Origin of the sequence: Metasolibacillus sp. FSL H7-0170 (genome assembly GCF_038593115.1) — a bacterium.
GTDB classification, from domain to species: Bacteria; Bacillota; Bacilli; order Bacillales_A; family Planococcaceae; genus Metasolibacillus; species Metasolibacillus fluoroglycofenilyticus.
Genome location: NZ_CP151964.1, coordinates 182,843 through 203,788, shown reverse-complemented (window position 1 = coordinate 203,788; position 20,946 = coordinate 182,843). Strand labels below are relative to the sequence as shown.

Annotated in this window: 23 protein-coding genes, 1 pseudogene and 1 other annotated feature; of the genes and pseudogenes, 6 read left to right on the top strand and 18 right to left on the bottom strand. The window is 37.8% G+C overall.

What is annotated here, in order from left to right; all coding sequences use genetic code 11:
• Positions 1 to 867: a hypothetical protein gene (locus tag MHH70_RS00920; protein ID WP_107942883.1), complete on the top strand. Its 867-nt coding sequence runs from the start codon at positions 1 to 3 to the stop codon at positions 865 to 867.
• 77 nt (positions 868 to 944) lie between these two features.
• On the opposite strand, the gene MHH70_RS00915 is transcribed toward MHH70_RS00920, so the two are convergent.
• Positions 945 to 2,876, bottom strand: coding sequence for a translation factor GTPase family protein (locus tag MHH70_RS00915; protein WP_342472283.1), 1,932 nt, complete (start codon positions 2,874 to 2,876; stop codon positions 945 to 947).
• Positions 2,877 to 2,972: 96 nt separating this feature from the next.
• Between MHH70_RS00915 and MHH70_RS00910 the strand changes: the two genes are divergently transcribed.
• Positions 2,973 to 4,133: a GGDEF domain-containing protein gene (locus MHH70_RS00910; RefSeq protein WP_342472282.1), complete on the top strand. Its 1,161-nt coding sequence runs from the start codon at positions 2,973 to 2,975 to the stop codon at positions 4,131 to 4,133.
• Between the two features lie 108 nt (positions 4,134 to 4,241).
• Here the strand turns inward: MHH70_RS00910 and MHH70_RS00905 are convergent, their stop codons facing one another.
• The gene (locus MHH70_RS00905) at positions 4,242 to 4,787 is read right to left on the bottom strand and encodes a hypothetical protein (protein WP_107942886.1); all 546 of its coding nucleotides are present in this window, start codon (positions 4,785 to 4,787) and stop codon (positions 4,242 to 4,244) included.
• A 314-nt stretch (positions 4,788 to 5,101) separates the two neighbouring features.
• Here MHH70_RS00905 and MHH70_RS00900 point away from each other — a divergent pair, with 314 nt between their 5' ends.
• The 4 genes from MHH70_RS00900 to MHH70_RS00885 all read left to right on the top strand — a co-directional run bounded on the left by MHH70_RS00900 (position 5,102) and on the right by MHH70_RS00885 (position 9,098).
• A complete protein-coding gene (locus tag MHH70_RS00900) occupies positions 5,102 to 5,428 on the top strand; it encodes a hypothetical protein (protein WP_107942887.1) in 327 nt (108 codons plus the stop codon).
• Positions 5,429 to 5,866: 438 nt separating this feature from the next.
• Complete coding sequence (locus MHH70_RS00895) at positions 5,867 to 7,129, top strand: hypothetical protein (RefSeq protein WP_342472281.1); 1,263 nt, start codon at positions 5,867 to 5,869, stop codon at positions 7,127 to 7,129.
• A complete protein-coding gene (locus MHH70_RS00890) occupies positions 7,126 to 8,007 on the top strand; it encodes an ABC transporter ATP-binding protein (protein ID WP_342472280.1) in 882 nt (293 codons plus the stop codon). Before MHH70_RS00895 ends, MHH70_RS00890 begins: the two co-directional genes overlap by 4 nt.
• Positions 8,004 to 9,098 (top strand): ABC transporter permease subunit, encoded by a 1,095-nt coding sequence (locus MHH70_RS00885; protein WP_342472279.1) that lies wholly within the window; start codon positions 8,004 to 8,006, stop codon positions 9,096 to 9,098. Before MHH70_RS00890 ends, MHH70_RS00885 begins: the two co-directional genes overlap by 4 nt.
• 382 nt (positions 9,099 to 9,480) lie before the next feature.
• Here the strand turns inward: MHH70_RS00885 and MHH70_RS00880 are convergent, their stop codons facing one another.
• The 16 genes and pseudogenes from MHH70_RS00880 to MHH70_RS00805 form a co-directional block, all read right to left on the bottom strand.
• Positions 9,481 to 9,867: a thiol-disulfide oxidoreductase DCC family protein gene (locus tag MHH70_RS00880; protein WP_342472278.1), complete on the bottom strand. Its 387-nt coding sequence runs from the start codon at positions 9,865 to 9,867 to the stop codon at positions 9,481 to 9,483.
• Positions 9,868 to 9,877: 10 nt separating this feature from the next.
• Positions 9,878 to 10,747 carry a prephenate dehydratase gene (pheA, locus tag MHH70_RS00875; RefSeq protein ID WP_066162452.1) on the bottom strand — a complete coding sequence of 290 codons (870 nt, stop codon included), beginning with the start codon at positions 10,745 to 10,747 and terminating at the stop codon, positions 9,878 to 9,880.
• A 280-nt stretch (positions 10,748 to 11,027) separates the two neighbouring features.
• Complete coding sequence (locus MHH70_RS00870) at positions 11,028 to 11,483, bottom strand: ACT domain-containing protein (protein ID WP_066162449.1); 456 nt, start codon at positions 11,481 to 11,483, stop codon at positions 11,028 to 11,030.
• Positions 11,484 to 11,500: 17 nt separating this feature from the next.
• Positions 11,501 to 12,790, bottom strand: coding sequence for a GTPase ObgE (obgE, locus tag MHH70_RS00865; RefSeq protein ID WP_107942892.1), 1,290 nt, complete (start codon positions 12,788 to 12,790; stop codon positions 11,501 to 11,503).
• Positions 12,791 to 12,795: 5 nt separating this feature from the next.
• Entirely contained in the window at positions 12,796 to 13,323 is a 528-nt protein-coding gene (locus MHH70_RS00860) for a Spo0B domain-containing protein (protein ID WP_342472277.1), read from the bottom strand.
• 178 nt (positions 13,324 to 13,501) lie between these two features.
• A complete protein-coding gene (gene rpmA, locus MHH70_RS00855) occupies positions 13,502 to 13,801 on the bottom strand; it encodes a 50S ribosomal protein L27 (protein WP_066162440.1) in 300 nt (99 codons plus the stop codon).
• Between the two features lie 13 nt (positions 13,802 to 13,814).
• The gene (locus MHH70_RS00850; RefSeq protein WP_066162437.1) at positions 13,815 to 14,153 is read right to left on the bottom strand and encodes a ribosomal-processing cysteine protease Prp; all 339 of its coding nucleotides are present in this window, start codon (positions 14,151 to 14,153) and stop codon (positions 13,815 to 13,817) included.
• Positions 14,154 to 14,170: 17 nt separating this feature from the next.
• Entirely contained in the window at positions 14,171 to 14,479 is a 309-nt protein-coding gene (rplU, locus tag MHH70_RS00845) for a 50S ribosomal protein L21 (RefSeq protein WP_042475035.1), read from the bottom strand.
• A gap of 15 nt (positions 14,480 to 14,494) precedes the next feature.
• Positions 14,495 to 14,581, bottom strand: a sequence feature (ribosomal protein L21 leader region).
• 40 nt (positions 14,582 to 14,621) lie between these two features.
• Positions 14,622 to 15,230, bottom strand: a complete 609-nt coding sequence (locus MHH70_RS00840; protein WP_235616025.1) for a site-2 protease family protein — start codon at positions 15,228 to 15,230, stop codon at positions 14,622 to 14,624.
• A gap of 1 nt (position 15,231) precedes the next feature.
• A complete protein-coding gene (locus MHH70_RS00835) occupies positions 15,232 to 15,768 on the bottom strand; it encodes a hypothetical protein (RefSeq protein ID WP_342472276.1) in 537 nt (178 codons plus the stop codon).
• A gap of 311 nt (positions 15,769 to 16,079) precedes the next feature.
• The gene (gene minD / locus MHH70_RS00830; protein ID WP_066162428.1) at positions 16,080 to 16,877 is read right to left on the bottom strand and encodes a septum site-determining protein MinD; all 798 of its coding nucleotides are present in this window, start codon (positions 16,875 to 16,877) and stop codon (positions 16,080 to 16,082) included.
• Between the two features lies 1 nt (position 16,878).
• Complete coding sequence (locus MHH70_RS00825; RefSeq protein ID WP_107942894.1) at positions 16,879 to 17,547, bottom strand: septum site-determining protein MinC; 669 nt, start codon at positions 17,545 to 17,547, stop codon at positions 16,879 to 16,881.
• A 187-nt stretch (positions 17,548 to 17,734) separates the two neighbouring features.
• The gene (gene mreD / locus MHH70_RS00820; RefSeq protein ID WP_066162423.1) at positions 17,735 to 18,262 is read right to left on the bottom strand and encodes a rod shape-determining protein MreD; all 528 of its coding nucleotides are present in this window, start codon (positions 18,260 to 18,262) and stop codon (positions 17,735 to 17,737) included.
• On the bottom strand, positions 18,263 to 19,171 hold the full coding sequence (gene mreC / locus MHH70_RS00815; RefSeq protein ID WP_066162420.1) for a rod shape-determining protein MreC: 909 nt from the start codon (positions 19,169 to 19,171) through the stop codon (positions 18,263 to 18,265).
• A gap of 12 nt (positions 19,172 to 19,183) precedes the next feature.
• Positions 19,184 to 20,203: a rod shape-determining protein gene (locus MHH70_RS00810; RefSeq protein ID WP_066162417.1), complete on the bottom strand. Its 1,020-nt coding sequence runs from the start codon at positions 20,201 to 20,203 to the stop codon at positions 19,184 to 19,186.
• Between the two features lie 523 nt (positions 20,204 to 20,726).
• Positions 20,727 to 20,861: pseudogene (locus MHH70_RS00805) on the bottom strand (JAB domain-containing protein); the annotation flags it as partial.
• Positions 20,862 to 20,946 lie beyond the last annotated feature (85 nt).

The following is a 20,946-nucleotide window of genomic DNA, read 5'->3' as shown; positions in this document are numbered from 1 at the left end:
GTGGAAAAAAGATTAAAAAATTTGCGCAATACAATGGAACAAAATGTTTTTCAAAATGCACAGTTTACCCAAAAAGAACGAATTGCAATTCATGCGAAAACACAACAAAAAAAGCAAGGAAGTTGGATGCCACGAATCGCCTTTTCTCTCTCCGTACTTATTTTAATAATACTTAGCACCACTTTTTCACAAGACGAACACACAGCCAACTATCGTATTACCGAAAACGATTTGGATGGACAGTTCTTCCAAAGTGAACGGGCTGGGGAACATCATTCTACTTTTTATTTTTATGATGGTGAAATGGGAGTCATTCCTCAAAATCCACTCATTTTAGCCCCAGAGGAAGTCGATGAATCTATTCGTGCAGAAGAGCGATTAAATAAAAAGATTTATCCAAATATATCTGTCAAAACAGAGGGCACTTCGTATTTTGTTTATAGCAATAACGAGCTTATTGTAACATTCGAAAAAATTGCCCCGCGAATCGTGGTCGACAAGAATGGAAATCGTTATAGTACTAGTCTTTATTTAAGCAAGGAATACGAACTACAATTTGTAAATCAGTCGTCCATCGACTTATCTAATCTAGAACTAGCAATCAATGATGAAAGCTACACAATACCAAAAAATAGTCTTTCTCATGGCAATTCCCTTTCATTCAACATTCCCCGTAGTCATAATACATTCCATAAAACAATTGCATTGGATGTCTCATTTGATTACAAAGATAGCGAGGGGAATAAGCAGCGTGGAAAAATTGCTCAGCCATTCTCATTAGATAACTCTTACAGCGATTACTACACGCTTGTCATTAATGGAGATTCCTATGATGCATTAACACTTACATTACAAACTGCCGAGTAAAAAAAGCTGGCTAGAGAATAGCGTCTTAATCCATTTTCTAGCCAGTCATTTTCTCTCATTCTAGATTTATTCCACGTTCATTTCAAACAATGCATTGCAGCTTTCGCTTTATCCCATGGAATAATTTCACCTTTGCCCTTTTTGCAAAAAATACTAGATGACGTATAAAGTGGATCTGCATTTTTATCATAGTTTTTTTGCGCGATGACTTCCTCGCGATTATGACAGACATCATAGCCAGCAAATTGCAAGCTTAGCACGCCCCTGCCATTTGTATAGGCTGCAAATGTCGTGCTATAGTTCATAAATGTAGCAACGGGTACTTTTCCTATTAATATAGCGCTCTTTTCTGTCATAGTGGGTGCTTCAAATTCACCATGCGCTTGTTGTACATCGTGCATCATACGCCCTAAAAAATCATTGGCTGCCTTCATTTTAAAATGATAATAAGGCTCTAAAAGCACATTTTCAGCCTGCTCTAAACCTTGGCGCAGCGCGCGCAAAGTGGCCTCTCGAAAATCACCGCCTGACGTATATTCAACATGAGCGCGCCCTGTCAGCAGTGTGAACTTAATATCCGTTAACGCAGCGCCTGTCAATAAGCCGTTATGTGCTCTTTCAAATAAATGCTGTTCCACTAAGCGAACATGTCCCACTGATAAATCGTCTGCATGACAAACACTGTGAAACAAAATACCTGTACCACGCGCTACTGGCTCCATAAGTAAATGCACTTCCGCATAATGCTTTAGCGGTTCAAAATGCCCATATCCTGTTACAGTTGTAGCAATCGTTTCTTTATAAATGATTTGCGGATTAGCGAATGTAATCGCAAGATGAAAGCGCTCCCTCGCAATCTCAGTTAGTACCTCTAGCTGAATCACCCCCATGACATGAACATGGATTTCCTGTAATTCCTCCTGCCAAATTGCACGCAATGAAGGCTCTTCCTCATTTAATAAACGGAACTGCTGCCACACTTCCTTCATATGCAAATCACCATGATAGACAACCTTGGCCTGTAATGTTGGCACTAATTTCAATGTGCTTTCATTTGGTATACCCCCAATAACACTACCAATCGCCACTTGGTTTAAGCCCTTTACTGCAAATATTTCACCCGCCTCCACAACTGTCGTTGTTTCAAACTTCGCTCCATTATAATAGCGGATTTCCGTTACTTTTTCTGTTGTATCACCAAATGTAAACGCATCGCGTACTTGTAAGCGTCCCTGCAATGCCTTCATAAAAGTAAGTCGCTGTCCAGTAGAGTCATGCCGTATTTTAAATACTTCAGCCTGAAATGGCGCTGTAGTATCAAAGCACGCTATTGTGAGCTTAGCAAGCTGCTGAAAAAATGGTAATACCCCTTCATCCTTTAGTGCCGCTCCTGCCATGCAAACGAAAAGCTTACGCGCTGCAATTTGCTTTTGCAGTTGTGTCATAACAATCGTATTTTCTAGCTTGCCCTCTAAAAACAATTCGAGCATTTGTTCATCACGCTCAGCTAGCCATTCCTTAACGCTCTCCTCACTCGTATCATTTTCTATAAATAAAATTTCCTCTGACAGCTCTTGATGAAGCGCTGCAAGTACTTGCTCCTTATTTGCACCCTCACGATCGATTTTATTTATAAATAAAAATGTTGGCACATTATATTTTTGCAGTAACTGCCATACGGTTTCGGTATGCCCCTGAATTCCCTCCACTGCACTCACAATAACAATCGCATAATCCATTACGCGAATCGCGCGCTCCATTTCAGGAGAAAAGTCAACATGCCCCGGCGTATCAATTAATGTATATGTATCACCTTCATATTGAAAGCGCCCTTGCTCTGCGAAAATTGTAATTCCGCGTGCCCTTTCTAATGCATGAAAATCTAAATGAGCATTTTTATTATCAACACGCCCCTTTTCTTTAATGCCTTCCATATGATAAAGTAGCTGCTCGGAAAAAGTCGTTTTCCCTGCATCTACATGGGCTAAAATTCCAATTGTTTTAAACATCACTTCACCTTTTTTCACTATAATTCCAATCGACTTTAAACATTATTTTGTGTATAATAATAACAATTTCTTTGATGTAGTTAGGGGTACAGATATATGTCACTTTTATTACTTGATATAAAGACGGTTATTCTTTTGCTTGTTATTGGACATTACTGCGTTATCATGCTTATTTCAGCATACAGCTACCAGTATAATAACCGTACTATTTGGACATTTGTAATAGGAAAGCTCCTACAAATTATTGCATATACTATTATACTATTTCGCGAAATATTGCCATTCATCGTTTCCATTTTTTTAAGTAATACACTGTTGCTTATCGGTACAATGATTGAATGTATTGCACTACTTTTGTTGCTAAAATATCTCACAGCTACTGCGAGAAAAGCTATCGTTATTGTATCATTATTTGGTTTACTTAGCTTTTATGCAGCTATTTTGTTTTATAATTTTGACAATGTGCGCATTGCTATTATATCTATAACCGTTACTGTACTGATTGGATTCCCAATCCGAGCATTTTATCTTACTTGTAAAGCATCTATTTTGAAACGCATCATGCTTATTTTATATAGTGCCATTGCACTGTCACTTGTCTTGCGTACATATAATGCACTATTTGTTTCAACCGACGTAACGCTCTTTGCAGAAAATGAATATCAAACACTTGCCTTCTTGACGAGATTTATTGAAATGCTCGTCGGTAGCATTGGTTTTATTTTACTCGTAAAAGAGCAAACAGATATTGAATTGACACGTATGGCTATGATGGATGAGTTAACAAATATTTATAATAGACACGCCTTTATTCAGCGCGCAGATGCTCTGATTGCCTCAGCGCTAAAGAAAAAAAGCATGGTTTCCTTTATTATTTTTGATGTTGACCGCTTTAAGGGGATTAATGATACATACGGACATGATGCTGGGGATTATGTACTGAGAGAGATTGCCAAAGTAATTGCAAATGCACTTCCGAAAGAGGCTATTTTTGGGCGCTATGGCGGAGATGAGTTTGTTATTTTAATACCAAACTGCCAAATCGACAGAGCAACTAAGCTAGCAGAAGCATTGCGGACTACCATTTCCCAATATTCATTCCAGTATATTTCAACACAATGTACATTAAGCTTAGGCTCCGCTACAACAGAAGTTCAGACAGCCATCTCCTTAGATGCATTTTATACAAACGCTGATAAAGCTTTATATCATGCAAAGGAAAATGGTCGTAATCAAGTTTATGCTGTAACCTTTTAATATAGTAAATAGACAGAAAAGCGATTGCGTAAATGGATTTCTTTTTACGTAATCGCTTTAGTTATTTCTTAGACTTTTTCAGTGCCCTCTTGCTAACAGCTTCCTCTATTATTGTTCTACCTTACCTTGCCAAGCATAATAAGCAATACCTTTGAATTCCTCATCATAGGTTACTCTAAATAGATAAATATATCTTCCTTCTTCAGCAGGCATTGTCAAATAATCATCCTTTAACTCTACGGGCTCATATTGGTTACTAATAACTTTAAATGCTTCAATTTTTGTTGGAAAGGGCAATTTTTCTTTGACATTTTCATTGAAATCATCCGGTGTCTTTACTATTTGTAATTGCAATTTCTCATTTGGTTTAATTTTCATTGCAGGTGAATTCTCAAAAACATCTTGACTCGGAGGCTCATTATTTAATTCAGATGGACATTGTGTTAAATCCGGATTCCAGCAATATGACAATAAAGGAGTATAGGCTGTTCCGTTGCTTCCCTCTACAGCTACTACCTCAAGCATTCTGGGCTTAACATTGCGCTCATAAAATGTAAATTCTTCTTGCCCCTCTAGTTTTTCTTGCTTCACTTGTTCACTTTGACATCCAGCTAACAATAGAAAGCTAAACATTAAAGCTACTATTATTTTCATAAAAACCCCACCTTTCTTTGCTATGATAATATCAAAAAATGGGTAAAAATCAAACAATTACTATATAAATAAATGTAGTAAAATAAATTTTATAATTTCTCTATTTTCACGATAGCGAATTACCTCGAATTAACCCGAAAAAAAGTGTCGAATGAAAAATATTTACATATATCACAAAATACAATATAATGGATTCCGAGGGATATATTCCTAACTCTGCGCGCGGATAAAAACTAGTAACAACAATTCTTATTCATTTAAAATTAGTTTCATTCTAGAAATATAATAATACAAAAATAGGATGGAGGATAAATATGAAAAAAATCGCAGCTAGTGCTTTATCAGTTGGTTTAATTTTTGGTGCTTTTTATGGCTCACCACTTCAAGTTGGAGCTTCAAATGATTCTTCTCCCGTAGTAGAGGCCATGAGCTACTCTAAAACGGTTACTGAAACAAGGGTTTATTCGAAAAACCAAAGTATCCCGTCTTCTATTTATTATAGCTTGGGTGGCTGGACTGGCACTCTTTATAAAGGAGAAACTGCCGATACAGGCGACCATATACTTGTTATTTATACTGGTACCGTTACATGTTCAGGTCCTTGTGTATTGTCTGCACCACTTGAAAACGAAGAGCAATGAATTTAGTTTACGGGGAATGATGATTTCCTTGTAAATCATCATTTCCCATTCTTTTTAGTATAACCATCTAAATAGAACCGTATGGAGTCCATTTCAAAACTTAGACTTCATACGGTCTATTTTTCTCTTATTACTTTCTGTTAAGAAAAATACCTTTTATTTTTTATTATCATACCAATGTCAATATATCACTTTTCCCTCTTCTTTCGTTGGCAAGTAATTAATATGATGCCAGCACCTATTTTGTATTTCACATCCATTATTTTAACATATTTCCTATCTTACCCTACATATTATTATAATGTCTCAAATTCAAATACAAATAATGTATTTACATCTTGGTTTTGGTAGATTACAATTTATATTGTATTACCATTTCTAGTAATAGATACAGAAGTAAATAATTCCGTTTTATTTATTCAAAAAAGGAGGGCTTATATGCTTCAATTATTGCGACTCGAATGGACAAAGATGAAGCGTGCCAAATTTAGTTATTTTTTAATTGGACTTTTATTAATTATAGTGAGTAGTTATTTTTTTTACATTGATAAAAAAACAATGAAGCAGGATGAAATTGAAGCTTTTGTCGCAGAAAATATTATGTACTATCAGGATAGTATTGTGGCGACAGAAGAAGAATTAAAAAGCTTAACTGGGACTGAAAAAGAGTATAGAGAAAGTTTTTTAGAAAATACCAAGAGGCAGCACGAAGGATTTCAGATGATGCAGGAGGGACTAGAAAGGAAAAATTGGCCTCTTTATTGGCAGGGAGAAATTTTAAATTTTATTAGTTTTGAAGAAAGAGCATTGAAGGATTTAGAAATATATAAAAACAGCTATCTTTATCCAACACCTTTTACTGTCCTAGTACATATGGATAAAATGCGCTGGATGGAGGAAAAGTCGGTTCAGCCCCTTGCGTCAGGCTTAGAAAATCAAGGCACTACGCTATATGACCAAGATTTCTCTGAGCCACTTGTACAACAACTAGCTCAAAGTCTATCATCTTTTCATTCCTCCACTGGCACATATTTTCTGTTTCATCTGTTCCAATATGGCTTTAGCTTGGTTGGACTCATCTTTTTACTCTTTTTATTCTCGGATATTTTGACGAAAGAAGGCTTTGGACGCAATGGACCAATTCATTTACTCCGCACTATGCCGATTCGCCGCTCTTCATTTTGGTTGTCGAAAGCGTTTACAGTTATGGCTGGCTCCCTTCTTATCGTTAGCTTAACAGCAATTATTGGTGTCGGTCTTGGTACACTTTTTAATCGACTTGGAGATTGGCAATACCCTATTTTAATTTATGGTCCAGAACGAACGTATTCCTTTTTGTCAATTGCTCAGTTTTTAAGCAAGGCGGGGGGATTATTTGTACTTGTTTTAGCATTTGGCTTTAGCTTGCTATTTTTATTTTCTGTTTTGACAAATCGCGCTATTTTAGCGATTGGGCTAACGATTATTGTGTTAGTGCTTGGTCAAGCATTAACAGAGCAAACATTTTTATTAAGTTGGACGCAATGGATTCCTTTCCATTACCTTACTGTATATCCGATTTTAAATGGGGAATATACGATTATTCATAACAATACATTGTTCACCTATCAACAAGGCTTATTATCATTAGCAATAAGCACATTAATCGTACTTATTGTTACATTTTGCAGTATAAAGCTACGTAAAGGGGTTATGTCATGATTATTAATGTACAAGGGCTGAAAAAAAGCTATAAAAAGCAACTGGTGTTAAAAAATATTACGTTCCAAGTGGAAGAACCACAAATCATTGCACTTATTGGACCAAACGGCTCTGGTAAAACAACAATGATGAATTGTTTAATGAATTTACTGCCATTTCAAGAGGGCGAAATTACTATTCTCGGAAAAAAGCATACAGACCCTAGCCTATTTTATGAGGTATCTTATTTACAGGATAATCGTGTATTATACGGAGATTTAACAGGTGCTGATCATTTGAATTTTATTTGCCATGCACAAAAATTACCTGCTCGAAAAGCAAAAGAAGTAGCTGCATATGTCGGTATGGATAAATATGCAAAAAAAAGAGTGCGTAGCTATTCACTTGGTATGAAACAGCATCTATTGTTAGCAATGGCCATTTTAAATGAGCCTAAATTAATTTTACTTGATGAACCAATTAACGGACTTGACCCGACAAGTGCCATCCATATGCGTCATATTTTAATGGATTTGCATGCAAAAGGTTCAACAATCATTATTTCCTCTCATAATCTTGAGGAAATTGATAAAATGACAAATACGATTTATTTCATGAAAGATGGCGAAATTTTAGAGGAATCTTTAGAAAAATTAAATATCGCACACTATTCAATTTATGTTTCCAATAGCGAAAGGGCACGTGATATTTTTACGACAAACAAGCTCCCTGTCACAATGGAGGCGGACCACTTTATATTTAGTGAGGCGGACCTAGCATTACAGCAAGTCATTGATACACTTAATGAGAATGATGTGAAAATACGCCATATTGAAAATAAAAAGATTGGGGCTGAAAAACGCTATATGGAGCTATTTGAAAGCGAGCTGAGAAAATGAGACTATTTATTTTTGAAGTAAAGAAAATTCTCTTTAGTCGCCGTTTCCTCTATACTTTTGCCATTTTACTATTTGTAGGAGTAGGCTTGTTTTTCCGAAATTTCGCCATGCAAGATTTAGCATTAGAAGAAGAAGTAAAACGTGTCACTGCTTATACACAAGAAGCGCAAAGCATATTACGTGTGCTGCAAAAGTCACCTGAAAGTGGGCAGACAGATGAACAAATACAGCACTTAGCAAAGGCGTTAAATTTATTATACGAATGGGCTCCTCTAGTAAAATCAACTAATTGGGAAAAGCGTTTACAAATAGAAAACGACTTTTTACAAACGCTTACCTTGTATAAGGAAGCAGGTGGTGATTTTTCTATTCAAAATAGCGCTATTGAACCGACGATTCTTTTCAATGAACAACTGTTATCACAAGGGATTGAGCCAACATTTGAAAACTATAGTACGAATTTGCCAAACTATATAAAGCAAGTGGCGACGCTTTATATTAATATAGGAGCAATTGTTTTACTGCTATTAGTAGTAGGTGATTTATTAACGCTGGAATTTGAGCAGGGCAGTATTCGTTTACTTTATACCCAGCCCATTCGTAAAACAGCTATTTTGCACGCAAAATGGGCAACAACTGTTGTCACTTATTTACTTTTAACGCTAGGATTATTCGGTATAACATGGGGCGTAGGCTATCTATTCGGTCAAGTAGGCTCGTTTGCCTATCCAATTTTCGTTGAGGTAGATGGCATAATATCTTTTATTACGATTCGCGACTATATAATATGGGGATTGCTTAGCACAACAATTGTGATTTTGTTGGCTATCTCTATACTTTTCTTGCTAAGCTTATTTATTAAAAATTCGATTGTCACATTACTTATAACAATTAGTATATTATTAATCGGCTTTTTCACCATGCAAATAGGTGTTGTCAATTGGCTTAATCCATTTTTATACGTTTTCGCGGGTTTGTCCATTCAACAAGTTGGCACAAGCTGGTATCAAAGTATTCCAATTACATTACTATTAGCGATAATTATTTATATTCTTGCCCTACTACGTATTCAGCGGATGCGTGAAGTTTAAACTTGGTTCAGCAAATTACTTTTGCACAGAAAGCATAGCGACAATTCTTATTTGCACCGATAGCAAGGCGACAGGTACAGAATTCCCCCACTTCTATAAATGCAAAAAAGCATTTCAAGTTAAAGGGAGTCCAAATTCTCTGCCGCGAAAGAGGAGCTCAGTATAGGAGCGCAACGATTGAGTAACCAACATCGTGTTGGCCCAAGCTTCGGATGTCACAGATTTTGATGGAGGTCTGCGTAATACAGGTCAGTTAACCGTTGTCACAGGACCTGACGGTTTTAAGTTAACTTTCGAAAAAATCTGGACGCAATTATGCCGAGGTGTAATTGATTAGGAAAGCGTCCAAAAAGCTGCGGTTAAACAGCCGTTTGGACGCTTTTCATGATAAAAATCGTTGGCGAATATCCTGTGAGGGTAATTCGCACAGTTCTTTTTTCCCAAACCATTTATAACGATTTTTTGCGAGTTTATTGTATGCGAAATTGCGAACACCAGTAGGTACTGCAATAAATACATAAGCAAAACGCCAAAACCCTTGCAGTCGCCGCGCAATTTTCAGTGCAGCGGTTGACTGTAAGAAATAGCGTCCATTTTCTATAAGCACGATGCTATCAGCTTTCGGCACTTGATAGCGTTCTAATAGCCCCCTCCCTACCTCACTTTGCAATGAGGCAAACTGAAAATAGCCCTTTGGATCACGCTTAATAATAAATTGTACACTTGCATCACAAAAATGACATTCTCCGTCAAATAAGACAATCGCCATTTCCTTCACCTCATTCTGGTGTTGTGTAACTATAATATGTACCGAGCGATTTCACTGTACAGCCCAATGCATGCAATTCCTCAACTGCCCCTCTCATCATTGTTTCTTCCTCATCTGCCAATACATCTACGATAAAGAAATAATCACCTAAGCCTGTTTTCAATGGGCGTGATTCGATTTTACTTAAGTTCAGCTTGCGCCATGCAAATACGGATAATACTTGATGAAGTGCCCCTGATACATCTGTTGGCAATGTAATCATAAACGTTGTCTTTAATATATCATTTTCAGCTTGTGGTAGGCGTATATTTTCCCTTGCTAAAACAAAGAAGCGCGTATGGTTAAAATGGAAATCATGAATATTGTTTTCAACAATCGTCAGCCCATATTTTTCAGCAGCAGCGCTATTAGCAATTGCCGCAATGCATCGTTCTGGTGAATCCGCTACAAGCTTTGCCGCCGCAGCAGTTGACGAATATTGATGCAACGGCACACCGCTAAAGCGGTAAAATAAATATTTATGGCATTGTGCTAATGCATGTGGATGCGAATAAACTGCTTCAATGTTTTGCCAATTCTTCATTTGCTCTGGATGTACCATTAAGTGCTGCTGAATTTTTGATGTAATTTCTCCTACAACGAAAAGATTCGCTTCATGGAATAAATAATCAATCGTTAAAGGGACAGAGCCTTCTAATGCATTTTCTAATGGCACTACTGCTAAGTCCACTCTTCCTTCAGCAACTGCCTCGATACATTCTGGAATCGAGGCTTGTGGCATTAGCCAATCATTTGGGAATAGGCCCTTTGTCGCTAAATATGTAAATGATGCTTCTGGACCTAAGTATGCGATGCGCTTTTCCCAATTTTGTGTTGACATTTTATGTCCTCCCTTTATTTCTAAATTTTCAGTCTTTTATAAAGCGAAAAGTAAGCTTTATACCTATTTTAAGTTTTAAGTGTCTTGATTATCCTTTATTTTACAGAGAACACTTAAAAGCAAATTTTCCATTCCGGCTCTTCTACAAAAAATAGCACTGCTAAACCTAGTGTTTATGTCATTTTCAAAGAATCCCTTTTCTATTTTATCGAGATACTTTTAACGTAACATCATTGATAGTGTTCCGAAAGCAGGCAATGCACTGCTTTCGGAACATCCCCTACAATGCGCCTGAGCTAATAACCTCTGCTGATTCAATAAAATCAAGACGCTTTAAAATTTGAATCAATTCATTTAAGTCCACATTCATATTCGTTACATCAAGCGATAAGGTAACATTTGCTCTCCCTTGAATGGGTATCGTTTGATGAATCGTTAATACATTGCAATGTGCCTCTGAAATCGTTTCAAGTAATTTTGCTAGCGAGCCTTTACGGTCTTGCAACTGTAAAAATAATGTTAAAATACGTTCTTGAACGATGGAGTGAAAAGGAAAAACAGCATCGCGATATTTATAAAATGCACTGCGTGATAAATCCACTTCCTTGACGGCGTCCCAAATAGAGGCGACAGCACCCTTTTGTAATAAGGCCTTTGCCTCTAATGTTTTTTGCATTGCATCCGTCAAAACATCCTCACGCACTAAATAATAGCGTTGATTTGCTACGTTTTTCATATTTCTACCCCCGCGCATCAATCTACAAATTCAAATTCAAATTCCATTAAGCGAACTGTATCGCCATTTTCTGCACCACGCTCACGTAGGGCATCATCAATCCCCATTGCACGTAATTGACGAGCGAAGCGTCTTACACCATCTTCACGGCTAAAGTCTGTCATTTTAAATAATCGTTCAATTGAATAACCTGATAAGACAAATGCACCGTCATCATCCCGTGTAATTTCAAAATCCTCATTCTGTTTTTCATATTTATAAAGCACTGTTGCATCGGATTCTTCAGCACTAATTTCATGCAGTTCAAATTGTGGTGTTACTTCAAGTAAGTCAGCAATTTCAAAGAGTACGGCTTTCAAGCCTTGACGTGATACAGCTGATACAGGGAATACTTTCACACTGTCCCCCACCTTTTCAAGGAAGTTTTGTAAATTTTCCTCTGCTTCAGGCATGTCCATTTTATTTGCAACAACAATTTGTGGGCGCTCTGTTAAGCGTAAATCATACTGCTTTAGCTCCTCATTAATTGTTACATAATCCTCGTATGGATCGCGACCTTCCATCCCACTCATATCAACTACATGAACGATAACGCGTGTGCGTTCTATATGACGTAAAAATTGCATTCCTAGACCAATGCCTTGATGTGCACCTTCAATTAATCCTGGTAAATCGGCCATTGCAAACGAGCGACCATCTTCCGTTTCTACCATCCCTAAATTTGGTACAATTGTTGTAAAGTGATATGCACCAATTTTTGGCTTTGCAGCAGATACAACGGATAATAAAGTTGATTTCCCAACAGATGGAAACCCTACTAAGCCGACATCAGCCAATACTTTTAATTCTAAAATAACTTCTAGCTCTTGCCCAGGCTCCCCTTTTTCAGCGAGTTCAGGGGCAGGATTTGCTGGTGTCGCAAAACGGCAGTTGCCTCGACCACCACGACCAGCCTTCGCAATAATTGCTTTTTGACCGTCTTCTACTAAGTCCGCAATGACAGCCTGCGTTTCTGCATTAATAACAACAGTCCCGGGCGGCACTTTAATAGTTAAATCCTCTGACTTACGTCCATGCATCCCTTTGCTCATTCCATGCTCGCCACGCTCTGCCTTGAAATGACGTTTGTAGCGGAAATCCATTAATGTACGTAACCCCTCATCAACTTGGAACACGACATTTCCACCATGACCACCATCTCCACCAGCTGGACCACCATTTGGCACATATTTTTCGCGACGGAAAGCAACCATACCATCTCCGCCGTCTCCACCTTTTACATAAATTTTCACGTGATCGACAAACATTGTTTTCACTCCAGTCCTGCGCTTAATACATAGTGTAACGAATGGTTTGTCACTTCTATCATATCAATGCACATATGTTCGGTTTCTTTTACTATCGGCATCTCAGACCAATTACCAGTTAAATGAAAAATCAACTGAAATTGTGATGCATCTGACTTTGTTGTAATTTGAAGCTGATGCTCAGCATATGCATCAAGCCCATCATAAATATGGATGACTGTGTTTTCCAAGTATTGCGCTAGCTTTTCATCAAGCTGTGGTTGATTTACTGCTTGCTGCACATCGCTATGGAGCTTTAAATCAATTGCTGGAAAGCGCCATGTGAATGTTTGAAGCCATTCTAAAGTTTGTGGTAGCTGCAATTTATTCATATTCGATAGCTTTTTACTATTGTCTGAAATATTTTTAATAATTTGCTTCGCTTCCTCAATACGCTGTAAATCTAAATTCATTGAAATTAAATTCAGTTGATTTAAAAAATCATGATTGGCAAAACGCAATACCTCATTTACCGTTAACAGCTTTGTCGTCATGTTCTACACTCCAATCAGTTATCGTTATTAGTATAGCAAGTTTTGCAGTTTTTTTCCCTTAAAACTACATAGAAAAGTTCCAGTGTATCAATACTTAAGAAAATTCCAGTCATCCATTGATAGAAAAAAGGCTGACACGTAAATGATAGCTTTACGCGTCAGCCCTTCGTTATAACCATTATGCTTCTTGAGCTACTGGGTATACAGATACTTTTTTCTTGTCGCGACCTAAGCGTTCGAATTTAACAACGCCGTCAACTTTAGCGAATAAAGTATCATCTCCACCACGGCCTACGTTTGTACCTGGGTAGATTTTCGTACCGCGTTGACGGTAAAGAATCGAACCACCAGTTACGAATTGACCATCAGCACGTTTAGCGCCAAGGCGTTTTGATTCAGAGTCACGTCCGTTTTTCGTAGAACCTACACCTTTTTTAGATGCGAAAAATTGTAAGTCTAATGTTAATAATAAGTTCATTGCGATGCACCTCCTAGACCATTTTATATTTCAATTCAATAAAGTCTGAATAACTAGCTGTCATCGTGTAAAATTGTGTCACCATAGTATTCAGTATCATTTGAAGCTTATCGTCTGTTTCACGTTCTAAGTCATTTGGGATTGTTACCTTTAAGTAGCCTCCCTCATCTCCCTGCTCGATTTCAGGTGTGATTCCTGTAAGCTGTGGTATCGCATTGACAGCACCAAAGGCGATGGCAGATGCTCCCGCACATACTAAATCACGTCCATAAACGTCAGAGAGTGCATGACCTGATATTTCAAATCCATACGATTTGCGATTTTCATCACTATAAATAGTTACCGTGATCACGTGAGTTCACCTCGAAATTAAGCGTTGATTGCTTCAACAACTAATTTTGTGTATGGTTGACGGTGACCTTGCTTACGACGGTAGTTTTTCTTCGCTTTCATTTTGAAAACAGTAATTTTTTTAGCGCGACCTTCTTTTACAACCTTTGCTGTAACAGTTGCACCTTCAACAGTTGGAGCACCAACTTTAACTGTTTCTCCACCTACGAATAAAACTTTATCGAAAGTTACGATTTCGTCAGCAGCCACACCTAGCTTTTCAACATAGATTTCTTGACCTGCTTCAACTTTGATTTGTTTACCACCAGTTTCAATAATTGCGTACATTAAAATGCACCTCCTCTTTAGACTAAGACTCGCCTGTTACTATCAAGGTGTTAGCTAAACTAGCTACTCTTAGGCACCTTGCCAGTGCGGTTGTAGCGGGTGCTACAAACAATAACATTAAAATACTACCATAAGAAAAAACTTACGTCAACCTATTCAAAACAATTTTCTCATAAGCGATGCGGTATTTTCGGTACTTCCATTCCCCTACTAAATTAATCCATAATAAAATGCTTAGCAATAGAACAGGAATAGATTTTGGTAGCATGATAAATGCTAATATTGCAATTATAGTAAAAAAGCACAACGAAAGCGATAAAAAAAGCTCATATATTTTTGCTTTTGGAAATAGGGTGAGCAGCAAATAACATATGATTTTCCCACCATCGAGCGGTAAAAAGGGCAATAAATTTAAACAGAGTAAATAAAATTGCACTTTAAAAAAGGGAGCAGCAAGCAGCGGCGGTAACAGCATACAGCTTGCCATCCCAATAAGTGTTGCACAAGGTCCACCGAGCGCGATGATAAGCCTTTGTAAATACGTGCCTTCCTGCCGCAGCTTAATTTCTCCACCATAGGGCATAATCACACAGCTTTTTAACTGTAAATTGACAGCCTTCGCTGCTAATAAATGCCCCATTTCATGTACAATTAAAGAGCATAAAATAATACTATAAAGTGCGATATTACCAGTGAAGACCATCATCAACAGAACAAGCAACAGTAAAGGGTGTATCGTTATTCGCAACATGCTACATCTGCTCATTTAGCCAAGCTAATGTTTTTTCCAAATCAAGCACCTGATTGTCCTTCTCTATGCGAATATATAAATCGCCTGCTTGTTTTGTCGCAACAAGCTCATTGACAGCAATCGTTGTATAGGGCAGCAATGAAAAATGATCAATAAAGCCATATGTCACAGTTGTATTGTCCTCGTAAAAAATTGAAATAGTTTGTCCTGTTTCTTTCGTATAGCCGGTAAAGACAACGATGCCATTTTGCAATGCAAAAAGACTTACCGTCTCCTCATACGTCATTAAATAGCCTTTATTACTTGGCTGAATTGCTGTAAAGTTTAGCATTTCTCTCATTTCAGGGTAATCAGCTACTTCAACCTTTTCCCCTTCGAAAATCGAAATACTGCGTAGTGTATTGCGCATAAATGTTAAATCATCTTGACTATAAACAACGCGTTTAATAAAGCTCGTCGTTTTCGTTTCTGGCAATTGCGTCGTTCCCCACACAATAACACATAATATAAAGGCAATGCCCCACTGCCATCTTTTCATGCCACCATCCTATTCGTTTTTAACAGTATATGCCGAAGCAAAGAAAAAAGAGCGTACCTGAAAAGTGATTTTGAGACACGCCATATACGACAAAGATAATAGTATTAGCGCAGAAGCTTATATCGAAAGCAAAACGATAAATAACCTACTTTTTTATTCATTTGAAATGCAAAGAAACATCAACTAGACTCAATGTTTACAACTTTAAAACAGGCTATCCAACTTTTCAAACAGTCGCAATTTTAATAAAACACAAACGAAAGCGTTCAACAAGCAGGCAACTGCACTGCTTGTTGAACGCCCTACCTACCCTATTTTGTAAACAATGACTTGATTTTAGCGAACATGCCCTTTGGCTCTGGTTCGATTGACATTAATGGCACAGATTCACCTAAAATACGACGTGCAATATTGCGATAGCCTAAGGAGGCTTTATTATCTGGATTCATCACGATTGGCTCACCTTTGTTTGACGAGCTAATCACGTCCTCACTATCTATAATAATTCCTAATAAATCAATAGATAAATGCGTTGTCACCTCGGTAATGTCCATCGTATCACCAGAGGCCATTAAATGATGACGAACGCGGTTAATAATTAATTTCGGTGCCTCAATCTCTTCTTGCTCCAATAAGCCGATAATTCGATCTGCATCGCGCACAGCGGAAATTTCAGGTGTCGTCACGACAATTGCGCGGTCCGCTCCAGCTACCGCATTGCGATAGCCTTGCTCGATACCTGCTGGACAATCGATTAACACATAATCAAAGTCACTTTTTAATTCGTTAACTAAGCTCTTCATTTGCTCAGGTGTCACAGCGTTTTTATCTGTTGTTTGAGCTGCAGGTAGTAAAAAAAGTTTATCATCGACTCGTTTATCCTTTACAAGTGCCTGATGCACTTTACAGCGACCTTCCACGACATCAACTAAATCATAAATAATACGATTTTCTAAACCTAACACAACATCTAAATTACGCAGACCAATATCTGTATCTACTAAGCATACTTTTTTTCCTTGAAGAGCCAATGCAGTACCGAGGTTGGCGCTTGTAGTTGTTTTACCTACGCCACCTTTTCCCGAAGTGATTACTATTGCTTCTCCCACATTAGCTTCCCCCTTTAAATGTTGTAAAAGATGGACGGAATTCCTTTACTTTTTGAATACGATCATAAGAAATTGTACCACTTTCATTAATATACGCACATAGCTGATCGGTATTTTCTTTGACAATTTGCTGCTCATTCGACATCACTTCAACGCAATCTGCTATGAGCACATGTGTCGGTTCAAAATGAGAGGCGCTAATTACAGCCTCCTCATTACCTTCTACACCCGCATGTGCAATACCTTTTAGTTTACCAAGAACATAAATATTGCCTCCAGCTTCAATGCGCCCGTTTGGATTGACATCTCCTAGCACGATAATATCACCTGTTGCTCTTAGCACTTGACCTGAACGTACAATCCCAACATATGTATCGCACTTTTTTTGTAGCATTTTTTGATTGCTTTCTTCGATTGTTAATACATCGCTCTGTACTTTTGAAACAATTAAGTTTCCCTGCTGCTGGACAATTGAAATAAGCTCTTTTTTTTGTGCAGCTGTGCAATAACGGGTTCCTAAATGCAGCTGCACGTCTAACTTCCCTTCAATTCCACCTTCAGAAGCTTTCTGTGCTAGCTCTTCTAAAAGCTCTGCATAGGCACATTGATCATCAAGCCGAAGTATTAAACCGTCCTTCGTTCCTTTAATATGGACGAGCTGTTTTTTCATGATAATATGCCACCCCACACTCCATTATCAATTATGCCTTGTCCATCTCTTTGACGCTTACACAAGAAAGCATTTCAAGTCTAAGCTTAGACCGATATGCTATCGGACACGGCGTTCTAAATTGAGTTTCTCTTTCATCAGCTGAAATTTATTTTCCTGCTAAATTTGCCCTTCCCCCACAGGAGGTTTAAGCCCCATTGCGTGCACGCTGTAATACCCGCTTGTTGATTAAATATTTAAACACCCAGCCGAGCAGCGCTAGAAATAATAGGTTAGCCAAAATTGTCGGTATTAAGCGGCTATTAAAAAATGTTTGTAATGTCATTGGCGTGAAATTTATTAAAAAGAAAAATTCGTATAGAACGACTTCCATTGATGCAACAAGCATGACTGCCAAAATTGTTGTAATGGCTAAATGCTGATGAATATATTTCACACTCCAGCCGGCAATAAAGCATAGCAACGGGTATAAAAATGTGTACAATCCAATAATATCAATGTAAAACACATCGTACAATAGCCCAAAAAACAGACCATAATACACTGCGCGTTTGCGATTATAATAAATCGCAATAAAAATTAAATACAATATTAAAAAGCGAGGCACCAAAAAAACGAGCTGTTCACCTATAACAATCGGCGAGAACTTCGCAAATAATGGCTCTAATAAAAACAATAATACTGCAACTGTTGGGATGAGTAAACGGATAAACATTTATTCCTCTCCCTCTTCCTCTGGCGGGTCTGTCAAATTAACATTTGTGCCACTTCCATCTGAGCCATCAACAGAAGTCACTTCACGCTTCGCAATAATAACATTTTCAAGCATAGCAAAATCCGACGATGGCTTAACAAATGCCATCTTCGTTAGTCCAAAGTCTTCTGTCGTTACTTCTGTTACTTCGCCAATTAAAATACCTTTGGGGAAAATACCACCTAAACCTGAAGTAACAACATGCTTTCCAACTTCAATTTCCTTATTGGAATCGATGCGCTTTAAAATTAATTCGTTACGCTCCCCGTCATATCCTTCAATTAAACCTGCAATATCTTCTTTCTCACCTTGTACAAGTGCTGAAACTCGGTAATTGGCATTGTTTGTGTAGAGTAATTCGACTTCCGATGTAAATGGCGTTACCGCGATAATTTTGCCGATTAATCCTTGCGCTGTCATAACGGCCATATTTTTTTCAATTCCATGAACTTGACCTTTGTTTAAAATAAGTTTCTCTTCCCATTGATCAGGATTTCGTGCAATTACAGTTGCATGAATCGGCTGATATTCTCGCAAGCTTTCTTCCTTGTCAATTAACTCACGAAGCTTTTTATTTTCTGATTTTAATCCGTCGACTTCGGATTGTAAAACGACAAAATCTTCTAGTCGACTTTTTAAACGTTTGTTTTCATCATACGTATTTAGCAAGGCTTCGATGTTACCATAAATACCTGTTATGTAACTTGCTGGCTTTGCAACAAGTGATTGTGCAAAGCCGACAGTATCTTTAATAATTTGCTCTGGTAATGTTGCATTATGACGGTTGCTTAACGAGAAGCCAATCAATGCCACTAGAAAAACTGTGCTAACTAATAACACGATAATTTTTTTATTTGAAAAATGTGGCATTGTTTCATCACCTTATCCTTTTAATTGCTGTGCGCGAATTAAGTCGATATTGTCTAACGCCTTTCCTGTTCCAATCGCTACACAATCCAATGGATCCTCCGCAATAAAGACAGGCATATTTGTTTCAGAGCTAATAACTTTATCTAAGTTTTGTAATAAAGCGCCACCACCAGTTAAAACGATACCTCGCTCCATTACGTCAGCAGATAACTCGGGCGGTGTTTGCTCTAACGTGCGCTTCACCCCATCGATAATTGCTGTCACTGATTCACGTAAAGACTCTGAAATCTCTTGTGCAGTAATTTCAATTGTTTTTGGTAAACCTGTCACAAGATCGCGTCCTCGAATATCCATCATTGCATTATTGTCATCTGCACGCGCACTACCAATTTCCATTTTAATTGCTTCTGCTGTACGCTCACCAATTGTTAAATTATATGTTTTACGAATATAAGCAATGATTGCTTGGTCCATTGCATCGCCACCAATACGAACAGATTCGCTCGTTACAACACCCCCCAGTGAAATAACAGCTACTTCAGTTGTACCACCACCGATATCTACTACCATCGAACCAGTTGGGTCCCATACTGGCAAATTCGCACCGATTGCTGCTGCAAACGGCTCCTCAATTGTAAATGCATCCTTCGCCCCTGCTTGGCGCGATGCATCAATTACTGCACGCTGCTCTACTGACGTAATACCGAATGGTACGCAAATCATTACATTCGGCTTTTTCCAGTTTGAACCTGAATTTTTTAAAGCTTCCTTCAAATAATATTGAATCATCGCTGTTGTAATATCAAAATCTGCGATGACGCCATCTTTCATTGGACGAATCGCCACAATTGAGCCTGGTGTACGTCCAATCATATTTTTCGCGTCATTTCCTACAGCGACGATATCACCTGTTTTGATATTTTTCGCCACTACTGAAGGCTCGCGTAAAACAATTCCTTTTCCTTTAACAAAAACTAGTGTATTTGCTGTGCCGAGATCAATCCCGACATCCTTATTTCCAATTCCAAACAATGTCTGTACTTCCTTTCTTAATAAACCGTGTTTTTTATTTTTTGTAAATAAGCTGCTTAATATATAGCAATATTATTTACAGCATGTTGCCTATCTAAACGATACGCTTAATTATAGCGGATAAAAGCTAAAAATTATAGTGTGATATATTGCAAAATCCGATAAATAACGATTTCTTTTACCCACTTTTCTATTGTATTCTTTCTACTGACATGAAACAAATGAAAAATCGCCCACTATTTTTACAGTTTCATTGCAGAATTATGACGAAAAAGCGTGAGAAAGGTTCGTTCATCCACGAAATTTCCCCACGCTTCTTAATTTTATCTTAATAAAATGGACTTCTTATCAATTACACCTTGACGTAACTGCATCGAGGCTTTGAATAGTGCTTGCACAATTTATTCCTTTCAAAATCCCTAACATCTGCTGGAAGCTAAATTTCAATCAACAATGTTTTCTGCGACGAGTAATCGCAGGAGCACATGTTTTCTGCGGCAAGGACAGTGACAATTTATTGTGACTACATAAGCCCCTTCTCTTTCATACTAATATATTGATGATTTCCAATAATTACATGATCGAGTAGCTCAATGCCAATAATTATCCCAGCCTCCTGCAAGCGCTGTGTAACATCAATATCCTCTGGACTTGGCGTGGCATTGTAGGGTAGGAATCATGCGCCTTATTATGTTTCCATAATAGGTTTCACAATTCCCCCCTCCGAACCGTACGTACACCTT

Excerpts from the sequence above, each read along its gene's own strand:
- MHH70_RS00915 (WP_342472283.1), bottom strand. The coding sequence starts at position 2,876 with ATGTTTAAAACAATTGGAATTTTAGCCCATGTAGATGCAGGGAAAACG.
- MHH70_RS00910 (WP_342472282.1), top strand. The coding sequence starts at position 2,973 with ATGTCACTTTTATTACTTGATATAAAGACGGTTATTCTTTTGCTTGTT.
- MHH70_RS00905 (WP_107942886.1), bottom strand. The coding sequence starts at position 4,787 with ATGAAAATAATAGTAGCTTTAATGTTTAGCTTTCTATTGTTAGCTGGA.
- MHH70_RS00900 (WP_107942887.1), top strand. The coding sequence starts at position 5,102 with ATGAAAAAAATCGCAGCTAGTGCTTTATCAGTTGGTTTAATTTTTGGT.
- MHH70_RS00895 (WP_342472281.1), top strand. The coding sequence starts at position 5,867 with ATGCTTCAATTATTGCGACTCGAATGGACAAAGATGAAGCGTGCCAAA.
- MHH70_RS00890 (WP_342472280.1), top strand. The coding sequence starts at position 7,126 with ATGATTATTAATGTACAAGGGCTGAAAAAAAGCTATAAAAAGCAACTG.
- MHH70_RS00885 (WP_342472279.1), top strand. The coding sequence starts at position 8,004 with ATGAGACTATTTATTTTTGAAGTAAAGAAAATTCTCTTTAGTCGCCGT.
- MHH70_RS00880 (WP_342472278.1), bottom strand. The coding sequence starts at position 9,867 with ATGGCGATTGTCTTATTTGACGGAGAATGTCATTTTTGTGATGCAAGT.
- pheA (WP_066162452.1), bottom strand. The coding sequence starts at position 10,747 with ATGTCAACACAAAATTGGGAAAAGCGCATCGCATACTTAGGTCCAGAA.
- MHH70_RS00870 (WP_066162449.1), bottom strand. The coding sequence starts at position 11,483 with ATGAAAAACGTAGCAAATCAACGCTATTATTTAGTGCGTGAGGATGTT.
- obgE (WP_107942892.1), bottom strand. The coding sequence starts at position 12,790 with ATGTTTGTCGATCACGTGAAAATTTATGTAAAAGGTGGAGACGGCGGA.
- MHH70_RS00860 (WP_342472277.1), bottom strand. The coding sequence starts at position 13,323 with ATGACGACAAAGCTGTTAACGGTAAATGAGGTATTGCGTTTTGCCAAT.
- rpmA (WP_066162440.1), bottom strand. The coding sequence starts at position 13,801 with ATGAACTTATTATTAACATTAGACTTACAATTTTTCGCATCTAAAAAA.
- rplU (WP_042475035.1), bottom strand. The coding sequence starts at position 14,479 with ATGTACGCAATTATTGAAACTGGTGGTAAACAAATCAAAGTTGAAGCA.
- MHH70_RS00840 (WP_235616025.1), bottom strand. The coding sequence starts at position 15,230 with ATGTTGCGAATAACGATACACCCTTTACTGTTGCTTGTTCTGTTGATG.
- MHH70_RS00835 (WP_342472276.1), bottom strand. The coding sequence starts at position 15,768 with ATGAAAAGATGGCAGTGGGGCATTGCCTTTATATTATGTGTTATTGTG.
- MHH70_RS00825 (WP_107942894.1), bottom strand. The coding sequence starts at position 17,547 with ATGAAAAAACAGCTCGTCCATATTAAAGGAACGAAGGACGGTTTAATA.
- mreD (WP_066162423.1), bottom strand. The coding sequence starts at position 18,262 with ATGTTTATCCGTTTACTCATCCCAACAGTTGCAGTATTATTGTTTTTA.
- mreC (WP_066162420.1), bottom strand. The coding sequence starts at position 19,171 with ATGCCACATTTTTCAAATAAAAAAATTATCGTGTTATTAGTTAGCACA.